We start from the raw sequence: 12,022 nt of genomic DNA, 5'->3' as shown, positions 1-12,022 counted from the left end.
GCGCTTATTATCGCGCCTCTTTTCCACAGTTGTAGAGGTTGTTATGGAATTATTAGATCAGTTAGAGAAAAAAATCATTTTAGCGTTAGAGACCATAGAGTTATTGAATATGGAAAACGAAGAGCTAAAACAAGAAGTATCAGTATTAAAGCAAGAAAAGTCAGTGGCGAGTGAGCAACGAAAAGTATTTGAAGAAAAAATCACGGGTTTACTCACACAGTTCGAAAGCGAATCAAATGCGGCGCTTGCTGCAAATGGCTAGCTGTTAGGCTAAAGCCCTTTAATGCAGCAGCAGAAAGGGCTTTTTATATTTTACATGTAGTTTTACTAAGCTCTGTTTTATTGTTCAATAATCGCCCACGTGCCCCTTTCTCCTCAATAAACATAATCATTCAAACTTCTTACAGCTCTATAATCGTCAATCTCATTCATATCAACACATTAATAGAATAAAGATTAGCTCTTTTCCTATGGTTATTTATCTCTTTGCGACAGGTTTATATTTAAACGAGGCACACACCACCATTGTGTCATCGTAGGTAGCCTTATGATTAGGTTGCTATTCACTCTCAGTGCCTGTTAATCACCATATTGTAATATCTTATCGTGCTTGAGATATAAGTGAGCGTTGTTGATGTTTCGCGGGGGTTATCGTGTTCGAAAAATAAGAGCCTGATAGCGGCAATAATGCATCTTGCACGACGGCGGAGCAATCGCTAGTCTAAGCACAGATTAGGAGAGGCTCATGAAAATAATAATAACCCTTATATTTAGCATCGTAATATCCGCATGTACCACGATTAAACACTCATTATTCGACATGGGTGTCGGTGTTGAGCGCAGTTTGTCAGACCTTGATCGTAAAGAGATCATGGTGAATGGTAACAAATGGGTGTACTTAGAATCAGACGAGGCATCGAATAAGCCCGTGGTCATTTTACTGCATGGTTTTGCGGCAGAAAAAGATAACTGGACACGCATGGCGCGTTTTCTTGATGATTATCATGTGATTGCCCCAGACCTCCCCGGCCATGGTGAAAGCACTTATTTGAAAAACGATTTTTACGGATTTGATCAGCAAAGTTTGCGTTTGGCCGACTTCATTAATGCGCTGGGTTTAACGCACTTTCACTTAGTGGGTAACAGCATGGGGGGCGCTATTGCGGCATTATATGCTTATCGTCACCCCCATCAGGTGACAACGTTATCATTAATCGATGCTGTGGGGTTTTATGGTGACGAACCAAGCGAGCTGCAAAAACGAATCGATAACAATCTACCAAATCCATTAATTGTTCGCAGCGAAGAAGACATGGCAACGTTAATGGCATTTGCCATGGAGCAGGTTCCATTCTTACCTTGGCCCGCAACCGATGTCTTAGCGGATAGAGCCATGGCGCGAGAGCAAGCCAATGATCAAATTTTTCAGCACATCTATCAAGAGGCTGAAACGGCTCGGTATTCAGGTGGCTTTCGTTATGTGTTTGAAAAATTAAATATGCCGACCTATGTTTTATGGGGCGAGGAAGATAGGGTGCTGCATGTTTCGAGTGTTGAGGAATTTCTAGAGCACACCCCTAAAATACAAACAGAAATATTACCAAATGTAGGGCACGCCCCTATGCTAGAAGTACCGGAAATAACGGCAAATTTATTACAAGAATTTTGGCAGCTAAACGTATTGAATACAAATGTGGCTGCTCATCTACTACCTGAGAAACCATGAAAGAGCACGAGAAATTCATGAGCGAAGCCATCGCTCAAGCAAAGTTGGCCGATGCAAAAAATGAAGTGCCTGTTGGCGCTGTCATTGTCATTGATGGCGAAATTATCGGCCGTGGTTTTAATCAACCGATTTCAAGCCATGACCCAACGGCCCATGCTGAAATTATGGCATTAAGAGATGCAGCAAAACGTATCGGGAATTATCGATTAGTGGATGCTGATTTATACGTCACCATTGAGCCCTGCACCATGTGTGCAGGGGCCATGATTCATGGACGAGTAAAGCGTGTGATTTATGGCGCTAGTGAACCTAAAGCCGGAGTCGTGCATAGTCAGCAAAATATATTTAAAGAGCCGTACTTTAATCACAATGTAGACGTATTGAGTGGTGTGTTAGCGGATGAGTGCAGTGATGTAATGCAGGCGTTTTTTAAGCGTCGCAGAGAAGAGAAAAAGGCAGTTAAGAAAGAGAATAATATAGGGTGAGTAGGTGTATTTAAATTGCCGCTTTATTTTTTGTAATATTCCAAGTTAAGAGCTGTGTCCAAGTTATGTGGCTGGGATACCCGTTACTCAATGAGACTTGTTAATAAAAACAGAAAAAGCTAATAGGCTTAAACTCAGTGATTTAATATTATAACCCTTGATACAAGTTACTCAGTTAAAGTTTTGTAAATAATAATACTTTTCACGGTGAGTGGAAATGAAGTGCACAAACAATAGACGTCACTTTAAACTAATCGTTATATAGTATTTATAATTAAACTAATGGCATTACTATAAGGTATGACAAAAACGTTTATTAGCACTAAGCCAATGTATAGGTGGTGTTAATATTAAAATTAATAAACGAAAAATGTTGATTTATATATAAAAAAATACCGGCAAACGCCGGTAAAAAAAGGTCAACTGGTTTCCTTTTCGCATTTAATTTATAACGGTCAAAGGAGGAATGGTTGTAAAGCCACTATCGGCGGTAAAGATGGGTTCACCTTCAGTGGTGTTAAAGCTGTAAGTAGGTTCTGGCTGTTCACGCCAAACTAATAAGTCGTAAAAGCGACGGATATTTTGCACGTATTCAACTGGCTCGTATCCACGAGCAAAACCGTATTGAGTGGTTTTATAATATTTTTTCTGCGCAAGTAATGGCAATCTTTCTTTTATATCCATCCAACGTTCAGGGTCGCCGCCTTGTTTTAGCGTAATCTTTTGTGCGTCTCTAACGTGCCCCGCGCCTACATTGTAAGCCGCGAGTGCAATCCAAGTGCGATCTGGTTCTGCGATGTGATCAAAGCGCTTTTTAAGCTTTGCATAATAAGCGCTGCCACCTTGAATACTCTGCTTAGCATTAAGGCGATTTTTAACACCCATTTCTTTTGCCGTTGTGCGAGTTAGCATCATTAAGCCACGAACGCCTGTGCGTGAACGTGCACGTGGTTTCCAGTGGCTTTCTTGGTAGCCAATGGCGGCCAGTAAGCGCCAATCAAGTTCGTGGCTATCGGCTTCTTTTTGAAACAGCTCTTGATAACGGTGTAAGCGTTGATCCGCTTGGCGTAAAAAGGTAAGAGTACCAACATTATCAATTTGATTTAGGTGGCCGTAATAACGCTCTTCTAACTGGGAAAGCAGGCCTGTCTCACGAACAAGCTGAAAAAACTCACGGGACTTATTTAATAAACTGTTATCTGAGAATTTTGAGAACGCCCAAGCTAGCTGCTCCGGTTCACCAAGTTCCATAGCGCTGGCGATATTTGGGTAAAAGCCAACAATGGCATCGTATTCGTTGCTGTCGACGATGGTGTAATCAATCTCGCCGTTTTCAACCATTTGCACAAGCTCTGATACCTCAGCATCATCACGCTCAATCCATGTTAGCTGAGGAAGGGAGCTTTGCTGTAAGCGATGCAAGTACTGTGCGTGGCTTGAATGTGAGGTAACCACCAATGTTTTACCCAATAACTGCTCTAACTTTTTAGGGCGTTTTTGATCAATACGGTAAACCAGTTTTTGTTGTACATCTAAGTAGCTACTGGCGAAACGTACGCGCTCGCTGCGCTCAGGCGTTGCGGTTAGCCCTGCTGCCGCAAAAGCAACATTGCCGGCCTCCACTTCAGAAATTAGGTCGTCTAGTGTGTCTGCCACCACAACTTCCAGTTTAACCCCTAAAAACTTGGCAAACATCTGGGCCAGTTCGTATTCAAAGCCAGAGATCTGGTCTTTATCTTGGTAATAGGTGGTTGGGCTGTTGCGGGTAATAATGGTTAACACGCCTTTATCCATGACGTCGTCATAGTCGTGACGGCTGCCTGAACTCATTACGAGTACCGCAATGATGCATAATAGGCATAGGGAGAAGCTGGCTTTTAATAGCCACTGTTGCTTGTTAGCTAAGTGTTGTTGCATGCTCCCCCCTATATAATGATTAGTTGTAAAACGTGATCTGTGTCATATTTTAATCTGACAGTGCCAAAGCTCCAAATCCCCGTGTCTGACAATTTTGGTCAAAATTCAGATAAATCCTTCTCAGGCCCCGTGGTTGTTGAAAAAATTAATTTTAGACTATTTAGTTATATACGCCTAAAGTTGTAATTTCATTCAATGAGGATGGCCTAGCGAAGGCCCATGGATACAAATAAAGGCTTGTTTAGGCTGGTGAGAGCGGCTCCTTTCCATTAGAATTACGCCCTCTTAAATTCCACTCCTTACTTACAGTAGGCTGAACAGCAATGCTCAAACTGTCCGGTGCTCCTGCACTTTCTGCCTTTCGTCGTGAAAAGCTGCTAGCAAAAATTCAAACCACCCACCCAGAAGTGACTTCTGTTTATGGGGAGTTTGTGCATTTTGCGGAAACCTTAGAAAATCTCAATGATCAAGAACACACTGTGCTTGAACGTATTTTGCGTTATGGGCCAAAAGCTCAAGCACAAAAGCCACAAGGCAAAATGATCTTAGTGGTGCCGCGCATCGGCACGATTAGCCCTTGGTCTTCAAAAGCGACGGATATTGCTAAAAACTGCGGTTTAACCAGCGTTAAGCGCTTAGAGCGCGGCGTGGCTTACTGGGTAACAGGCAGTGACGATGTTGCCGGTATTCAAGCGCATTTGTTTGATCGCATGGTCGAAACCGTTTTAGCGGATTTTGATGATGCGGCAGCCTTGTTTAGTCATGCTGAACCTGCGCCTATGACTCAAGTGGATATTTTAGTCGGCGGTAATGCGGCGCTTGAGATTGCCAACAAAGAACTAGGTTTAGCTCTGGCAGAAGATGAAATCGATTATCTAGTTGAGAATTACAAGAAGTTAGGTCGTAATCCGAACGATATTGAATTGATGATGTTTGCTCAGGCTAACTCGGAACATTGTCGTCACAAGATTTTCAATGCGAGCTGGGACATCGACGGACAGTCGCAAGAAAAATCTTTGTTCCAAATGATCAAGAATACTTACGAACACTTCAACGAAAACATCTTGTCGGCTTATAAAGACAATGCGTCTGTTATTCGTGGCAGTGAAGCGGGTCGCTTCTTCCCAGAAGCAGGCTCAAAAGAATATCGCTATCATCAAGAGCAAATGGCCATCTTGATGAAGGTTGAAACCCACAACCACCCAACTGCCATTGCGCCATTCTCAGGTGCGGCTACCGGCAGTGGTGGTGAGATTCGTGACGAAGGCGCAACCGGTATTGGCTCTAAGCCTAAAGCAGGTCTTACTGGCTTTACCGTTTCTGACTTGAAAATCCCTGGCTACGAGCAACCTTGGGAAAGCCAATACGGCAAACCAGCCCGTATTGCCTCTGCGTTAGATATCATGATCGAAGGCCCAATTGGTGGCGCGGCATTTAATAATGAATTTGGTCGTCCAAACTTATGCGGTTATTTCCGTACGTTTGAAGACAAAGCCAGCGATGGCGTACGTGGTTACCACAAGCCAATCATGATTGCCGGTGGTTACGGTAATATCCGTGAAGAACATGTACAGAAAAAAGACATTCCAGTGGGCGGTAAATTAATTGCGCTGGGCGGCCCTGCCATGCAAATTGGTTTAGGCGGTGGCGCGGCATCATCGGTAGATGGTGGTGAGCAAAACGAAGATTTAGATTTTGCATCGGTACAACGTGGTAACCCAGAGATGGAACGCCGTTGTCAGGAAGTGATCGACCGCTGCTGGCAGTTAGGTGAAGACAACCCAATCGTCTTCATTCACGACGTGGGTGCAGGCGGTTTATCAAACGCCTTTCCTGAGCTAGTAAACGATGCAGGTCGTGGTGGTAAGTTTGAATTGCGCAATATTCCAAATGATGAGCCAGGCATGAGCCCGCTTGCTGTTTGGTGTAACGAATCCCAAGAGCGTTATGTGTTGTCTGTTGCGCCAGAAAACTTGGCGCAATTTGAAGAAATTTGCCAGCGTGAACGTTGCCCGTTTGCGGTTATCGGTGAAGCCACCGAAGAGCAACACCTAACCGTTTCAGATAGCCACTTTGGTAATAACCCTGTGGACTTGCCGCTGCAAGTATTGTTGGGTAAAGCGCCGCGTATGCACCGCAGTGCCGATCGTTTTGATCTTGACCTTCCAGCAGTCAACCTAGATGGCATTACACTAAAAGAAGCGGCCGAGCGTGTATTGCAATTACCCGCTGTTGCCAGCAAAAGCTTTTTGATCACCATTGGTGATCGCTCAATTACCGGTACGGTTGCCCGTGATCAGTTTGTCGGTCCTTGGCAAGTGCCGGTTGCTGACGTTGCTGTTACGACCGCGTCTTACGATGGTTACACTGGCGAAGCCATGGCCATGGGTGAGCGTACACCCTCGGCATTAATTAACGCACCTGCTTCTGGCCGCATGGCCGTGGGCGAGGTGATTACCAATATCGCAGCCTCTAACATCGAAAAATTAAGCAACATTAAATTATCCGCTAACTGGATGTGCGCCGCTGGCCACCCGGGCGAAGACGAAAAACTGTATCAAACTGTAAAAGCGGTGGGCATGGAATTATGCCCTCAGTTAGATTTAACCATTCCCGTTGGTAAAGACTCCATGTCCATGAAAACCAAATGGAATGAGCAAGACGGTGAAGAGAAAACCGTGACCTCGCCAATGTCATTAGTGGTAACGGGTTTTGCCCCTGTTGTCGATGCGCGCAAAACCTTAACGCCTCAGCTTCGCGGTGACGAAGAAGAAACCGACTTAATCTTGATTGACCTTGGCCGCGGCCAAAATCGTTTAGGTGCCTCGGCTCTTACACAGGTATTTGATCAGCTAGGTAATGAAGTGCCTGACGTTGACGATGCTGAAGACTTAAAAGCCTTCTTTGCGGTCATTCAAGGTCTTAACCAAGACGATAAAATCATGGCTTACCATGACCGCTCTGATGGCGGTTTGTGGGCAACGCTTACTGAAATGAGTTTTGCAGGTCATGTAGGTTTAACGATTAAGTTAGACGCATTGGCGGATTCACAAGCCGATGTGATCCCTGCGTTATTTGCAGAAGAGCTGGGTGCGGTGATTCAGGTTCGTCAAGATGATACTGAGTTTGTGCTTGCGCAATTAAATGCAGCCGGGCTTGGTGACTGTGCAGCGGTTGTTGCCAACTTGAATGACGAAGATAACCTTGTGGTTGAGTTAAATGGCGAAAGCTTATTTAGCGATACTCGAGTGAATCTACAGCGTCTATGGTCGCGTACGTCTTACGAAGTGCAAGCCATGCGTGACAATGCAGATTGTGCCAAGCAAGAGTTTGATGGTTTATTAGATGCCGATAACCCTGGTATTCACGCTGAATTATCATTCGATGTGAATGACAATATCGCGGCTGACTTAATCGCCAGCGGCAATCGTCCTAATGTTGCCATCTTGCGCGAGCAAGGTGTGAATGGTCAGATCGAAATGGCAGCCGCATTTGATAAAGCGGGCTTTAATACTGTCGATGTACACATGAGTGATGTGTTGTCAGGCCGCGTAACCTTAGATGGCTTCCGTGGTTTAGTTGCCTGTGGTGGCTTCTCTTACGGTGACGTATTAGGCGCGGGTGAAGGTTGGGCGAAATCGATCTTGTTTAACGACATCGCACGCACACAATTTAAAGCCTTCTTTGAACGCGAAGACACCTTCACATTAGGCGTGTGTAACGGTTGTCAGATGTTATCTAACTTGCACGAGTTAATTCCTGGTTCTGATCATTGGCCGCACTTTGTGCGCAACCAGTCTGAGCAATTTGAAGCGCGTGTTGCCATGGTCGAAGTGCAGAAAAGTGACTCGATTATGCTGGCAGGCATGGAAGGTTCACGCATGCCAATCGCTGTGGCCCACGGTGAAGGTCACGCAGAATTCGCGCAAGCGGCCGACATTGAATCAGTTGCCAGGCAAGGTCAAGTGGCGCTGCGTTATGTGGATAACTTTGGTTTGGTAACCGAGCAATACCCAGCGAACCCGAATGGTTCAGTTGATGGTATTACCGGTCTTACCGCCGCTGGTGGTCGTGTGACCATTATGATGCCTCACCCTGAGCGTGTATTCCGTGCGGTACAAAACAGCTATGTACCGGATGAGTGGCACGAAGATGGCGCTTGGATGCGTATGTTCCGCAACGCACGTGCTTGGTGTAAATAACCAAGCCGTTGTGTGGAATAAAAAAAGGCCGCTCATTGAGCGGCCTTTTTAGTTTTTGAATCTCGAAAGAGGCGGTCGTATTTAATACAATTAGGCGTTAAATACGCCATGTAACTGCTTAGAAAGGTAAGATGCATAGTTGTCTGTCATTCCGCTAATAAAATCCAGTACTTTTAAATATGCATTATAATGGTCATCATTATCTGTAATCTCTGTGTGATGAGACATTAGGCTCAAAACCTGTTTGCTTCGAGTAGTAATCTTACTCCTACCGTTTGAGACTAGGTCATCAGCCGCCATAAAAAATGACTCAAGTAAAACCCCGATAGCAGTGTTAAAGCCCACTTCATACTGAGTTTTTATTCTATCTTCAAATATTTTTTCTTTAGCAATTTGCTTAAATTCTCTCAATATTGTTTTTAAAATAGGATTATCAGAACTATCAATTAAATCTTTTTCTAATGAGCCTTTCATTATCTCTTCATAATTTTCTAAAAAAGAAATAGCGATTTGATTTGTTAATAGGTTCATTAAAGGGGAGCGAATTTGGGGTAGTGTTCAAAATTCTGTGTCATTTCTTTAAAATCACTAAAAAAGAGATGACATATGACCAAACCAACATTCGATATGGAAGCCGCCCTTAAAGCCCTACGTGAAGGTCAAGACCTCACTGGAAAAGACGGTATTCTTACCCCTCTAATCAAGCAACTCACTGAAGCCGCCTTGCAAGCTGAGCTCGAAGATCACCTTGCTAATGATTCCAATCATAATCGTAAAAATGGTAAAACCCAAAAAACCATGAAATCTCCCGCAGGCAAATTCGAGCTAGAAACCCCTCGTGACCGCGCCGGAACCTTTGAGCCTCAAATCGTTAAGAAAAATCAGACACAGCTTACGGATGAGCTCGAGCGTAAAGTATTGGCTTTGTTTGCACTGGGCAATAGCTATCAAGATATCCGCTCACACATCGAAGATTTGTACGGTGTAAACCTCTCCAATGGCACTCTCAATGCCGTTACCGATAAACTCCTGCCAGAGCTTCAGGCATGGCGTACGCGTGAGTTAGATGCGGTGTACCCCATTGTTTGGCTTGACGCTATTCACTATAAAATAAAAGACAATGGCCGTTACGTGAGTAAAGCTATTTACACCATTTTGGCGGTGAATATTGAAGGCAAAAAGAGCTGCTTGGCCTGTATTTATCGGACTCTGAAGGCGCTCATCACTGGCTAAGTGTGTTAACCGATTTAAACAATCGCGGTGTTAAAGATATTTTAATCTGCTGTATTGATGGCTTAAAAGGCTTCCCTGAAGCGATTACGACCATCTACCCCAAACACTGAAATCCAGCACTGTATTATTCATCAAATCCGCAACTCAATTAAATACGTTGCCAGTAAAAATCAGAAAGCGTTCATGGCGGATTTAAAGTTCGTTTATAAGGCGACTAACCTGGATGCTGCAGAAAGCGCTCTCGACGAGCTAGAAGCTAAGTGGGGCGATCGATACCCTATGGTGATTAAGTCTTGGCGAACCAAGTGGGATACCCTTACAACGTATTTTAAATACCCTGATTACGTGCGCAAAGCCATCTATACCACCAATGCCGTTGAAGCGGTACATCGGCAATTTAGAAAACTGACAAAAACCAAAGGCGGTTTTGCCAACGAAAACGGCTTGCTGAAATTATTGTACGCGGGTATTTTGAAAGTCTCGGAGCGTTGGACGTATCCCGTGCAAAATTGGAATCTTACGCTGTCGCAGCTGGCGATTCATTTTGAAGGTCGACTGGATGAACACATCGACCTGTAGAAAATTTAACTGACACAGAATTTTGAACAGCCTCATATTTGGCCATGGATCGCCTTACAGATAAGCCTTTAGAGTTTTTTAGTACTTCAATGGCTTGATTTAATCTATCTTTGGCGCATGAATTGAGTTTGTTTTCTTTTTTCTTGTTTTTTATCTCTTTTTTCATTTCTTTTTTTATTTTTCGAAGTAAATTTATAATATCGTCAACACTTAGGATGTTCATTTCCATGGCATCTTCTACGTCAATTATGGCATAACAAATATCATCGGCAGCTTCCATTAAATATGAAAGAGGATGTCTAGGGTGAAGTTGATTGTCTAATTCATTAAGACCTAAAGCTTTATTGATAGATGTGATTTTCTTGATCTCGGATTGAAGATAATTGTATTTGTGTTTCTTGTTGGTGGATTCTGTTGATGTGCGAGGGTATTTGATCATCGCGCCTATTGTTGCAATGGTTAAGTTTAAGCCAGTATTTTCATGAAAGCCTTCTGATTCTATAATCAGTCTCAACCCCTGTGCATTACCTTCAAAATAGCGAATGTCATTTTTCTTATCTTCTTGGTAGATTTTTTCTATAAAGTGTTCATGGGTTTTCATTCACTCTCTAATAGCCTCTTCACCGGCATGCCCGAATGGAGGATTACCTATGTCGTGTGCATAGCCGGCAGCTTGGACAATTAATGCAAAATCACTTCGGTTTATATTTTTTGTTATGGTGACAAACCCGTTTTTAATCGGATCACATTTACTAGAATCGTTTTTAATGTTTTTAGTAAAACGATGCATTGCTTGTTTATTCTTTTCTTCACCTGCGAGATACTCCATATAATCCCATACGCAGCAAGCTAAGCTATTGCCGAAAACAGAAACTTCTTGGCTATGCGTCAATCGTGTATGGATATGATCGTTTTTTGCTAAGGGGTGTACCTGAGTTTTACGCCCCAGTCGACGAAAAGAATCTGTAAATATAATCCGGCTACAATCCCTTTCGAAGGGGGATCTAGGTTCATGAATTGTATTTTTGAGATTCAGGTTCTAATCGTTTAGAGGACAATAATTTAGACCAATCCAGGTACTCCGACATAGTAGTACTGCCATTTAAGGGGAAGATTTAACTATTGTTGAAATATGATAATAGTGAAATAACGGTTTCCTATATGAACTTATCTCTTTAAGCCAGCTTAAGTGCTGTAACTAGAGATTTGTAGGTTGTTGTCGTCATTTTTGGGGTGAGGGGAGCCGGTGGTACTCTGGAAAGCTAAATTATTTTTACTCGGTTGGAGTTTAGATTTTGATACTTGCAGCGTCACGTTCTAGGTTCTGTAAGACATGAAGACAAAAAGAGACTTAAGTATCTAACGAAGGCTGTTTGTTAGAGTTATACCGAAGAATAGGCCTTTGATTATAGTAATGTCATCTGCGAAAGGTTGATCGGTATTTTAGGCTAGGGCAATAAAAAGGCCGCTCATTGAGCGGCCTTTTTATTTTGTGCTAATTAATAGCGCTGTGCTAGGTTGGATTTCTTTCGGATCAGGTTGTTTGGCTGCACGATAAAACAAGCCCACATTACCGATGCTTTGAATCAAAGTTGAGCGAGTTGTTTTCTCAGTCAGCTTAATTAGCTCATTTTTAAGGTCACGATCACCAACAGAATATTTAATTTTGATCAGCTCATGGTCTTCTAGAGCACGGTCGATTTCAATTAAAACATTCTCGCTCAAGCCGTTGCCAGCCACTGTGACGATAGGGTTAAGCTTGTGTCCGATGGTTCTTAGGGCTTTTTTGCGGTCTTGAGAAAGGGCCATTAATATTAAAATCTCTGAAATAAAGGGTAAATACGACGGTGTCGTCTAATTTTAGTATTATAACAGCACAA

10 protein-coding genes and 1 pseudogene are annotated in these 12,022 nt (G+C 43.2%); 6 read left to right on the top strand and 5 right to left on the bottom strand.

Annotated elements, in window-relative coordinates; translation table 11 throughout:
* Nucleotides 1-43: 43 nt before the first annotated feature.
* From zapB to tadA, 3 genes are all read left to right on the top strand, one after another.
* Nucleotides 44-262 carry a cell division protein ZapB gene (zapB, locus tag ACU6U9_RS01915; RefSeq protein WP_446733393.1) on the top strand — a complete coding sequence of 73 codons (219 nt, stop codon included), beginning with the start codon at nucleotides 44-46 and terminating at the stop codon, nucleotides 260-262.
* A gap of 483 nt (nucleotides 263-745) precedes the next feature.
* The gene (locus ACU6U9_RS01910; protein WP_446733392.1) at nucleotides 746-1,726 is read left to right on the top strand and encodes an alpha/beta fold hydrolase; all 981 of its coding nucleotides are present in this window, start codon (nucleotides 746-748) and stop codon (nucleotides 1,724-1,726) included.
* The gene (gene tadA / locus ACU6U9_RS01905) at nucleotides 1,723-2,211 is read left to right on the top strand and encodes a tRNA adenosine(34) deaminase TadA (RefSeq protein WP_446733391.1); all 489 of its coding nucleotides are present in this window, start codon (nucleotides 1,723-1,725) and stop codon (nucleotides 2,209-2,211) included. Before ACU6U9_RS01910 ends, tadA begins: the two co-directional genes overlap by 4 nt.
* 441 nt (nucleotides 2,212-2,652) lie before the next feature.
* Here the strand turns inward: tadA and mltF are convergent, their stop codons facing one another.
* Nucleotides 2,653-4,128: a membrane-bound lytic murein transglycosylase MltF gene (mltF, locus tag ACU6U9_RS01900; protein ID WP_446733390.1), complete on the bottom strand. Its 1,476-nt coding sequence runs from the start codon at nucleotides 4,126-4,128 to the stop codon at nucleotides 2,653-2,655.
* Between the two features lie 323 nt (nucleotides 4,129-4,451).
* On the opposite strand from mltF, the gene purL reads away from it, so the two are divergent.
* Complete coding sequence (gene purL / locus ACU6U9_RS01895) at nucleotides 4,452-8,330, top strand: phosphoribosylformylglycinamidine synthase (RefSeq protein ID WP_446733389.1); 3,879 nt, start codon at nucleotides 4,452-4,454, stop codon at nucleotides 8,328-8,330.
* Between the two features lie 90 nt (nucleotides 8,331-8,420).
* On the opposite strand, the gene ACU6U9_RS01890 is transcribed toward purL, so the two are convergent.
* Nucleotides 8,421-8,861 (bottom strand): hypothetical protein, encoded by a 441-nt coding sequence (locus ACU6U9_RS01890; protein WP_446733388.1) that lies wholly within the window; start codon nucleotides 8,859-8,861, stop codon nucleotides 8,421-8,423.
* Between the two features lie 75 nt (nucleotides 8,862-8,936).
* Here ACU6U9_RS01890 and ACU6U9_RS01885 point away from each other — a divergent pair.
* Together ACU6U9_RS01885 and ACU6U9_RS01880 are read left to right on the top strand one after the other, a co-directional pair.
* Nucleotides 8,937-9,673, top strand: a pseudogene (locus ACU6U9_RS01885) (IS256 family transposase).
* A complete protein-coding gene (locus ACU6U9_RS01880; RefSeq protein WP_446735045.1) occupies nucleotides 9,639-10,142 on the top strand; it encodes a transposase in 504 nt (167 codons plus the stop codon). Before ACU6U9_RS01885 ends, ACU6U9_RS01880 begins: the two are co-directional and overlap by 35 nt.
* Here ACU6U9_RS01880 and ACU6U9_RS01875 read toward each other — a convergent pair.
* The 3 genes from ACU6U9_RS01875 to ACU6U9_RS01865 form a co-directional block, all read right to left on the bottom strand.
* Nucleotides 10,081-10,743: a hypothetical protein gene (locus tag ACU6U9_RS01875; RefSeq protein ID WP_446733387.1), complete on the bottom strand. Its 663-nt coding sequence runs from the start codon at nucleotides 10,741-10,743 to the stop codon at nucleotides 10,081-10,083. The genes ACU6U9_RS01880 and ACU6U9_RS01875 overlap by 62 nt on opposite strands.
* Nucleotides 10,744-10,971, bottom strand: coding sequence for a hypothetical protein (locus ACU6U9_RS01870; protein ID WP_446733386.1), 228 nt, complete (start codon nucleotides 10,969-10,971; stop codon nucleotides 10,744-10,746).
* A 656-nt stretch (nucleotides 10,972-11,627) separates the two neighbouring features.
* A complete protein-coding gene (locus tag ACU6U9_RS01865; protein ID WP_446733385.1) occupies nucleotides 11,628-11,951 on the bottom strand; it encodes a YhbY family RNA-binding protein in 324 nt (107 codons plus the stop codon).
* Nucleotides 11,952-12,022 lie beyond the last annotated feature (71 nt).

Source organism: Pseudomonas sp. HK3 (assembly GCF_052920985.1).
The sequence above is the reverse complement of the archived record's forward strand: the minus strand, read 5'-3'. Positions and strand labels throughout refer to the sequence as shown.

Bases quoted from the DNA above. Each gene is read 5' to 3' on its own strand.
- zapB (WP_446733393.1), top strand. From the start codon at position 44: ATGGAATTATTAGATCAGTTAGAGAAAAAAATCATTTTAGCGTTAGAG.
- ACU6U9_RS01910 (WP_446733392.1), top strand. From the start codon at position 746: ATGAAAATAATAATAACCCTTATATTTAGCATCGTAATATCCGCATGT.
- tadA (WP_446733391.1), top strand. From the start codon at position 1,723: ATGAAAGAGCACGAGAAATTCATGAGCGAAGCCATCGCTCAAGCAAAG.
- mltF (WP_446733390.1), bottom strand. From the start codon at position 4,128: ATGCAACAACACTTAGCTAACAAGCAACAGTGGCTATTAAAAGCCAGC.
- purL (WP_446733389.1), top strand. From the start codon at position 4,452: ATGCTCAAACTGTCCGGTGCTCCTGCACTTTCTGCCTTTCGTCGTGAA.
- ACU6U9_RS01890 (WP_446733388.1), bottom strand. From the start codon at position 8,861: ATGAACCTATTAACAAATCAAATCGCTATTTCTTTTTTAGAAAATTAT.
- ACU6U9_RS01875 (WP_446733387.1), bottom strand. From the start codon at position 10,743: ATGAAAACCCATGAACACTTTATAGAAAAAATCTACCAAGAAGATAAG.
- ACU6U9_RS01870 (WP_446733386.1), bottom strand. From the start codon at position 10,971: ATGGAGTATCTCGCAGGTGAAGAAAAGAATAAACAAGCAATGCATCGT.
- ACU6U9_RS01865 (WP_446733385.1), bottom strand. From the start codon at position 11,951: ATGGCCCTTTCTCAAGACCGCAAAAAAGCCCTAAGAACCATCGGACAC.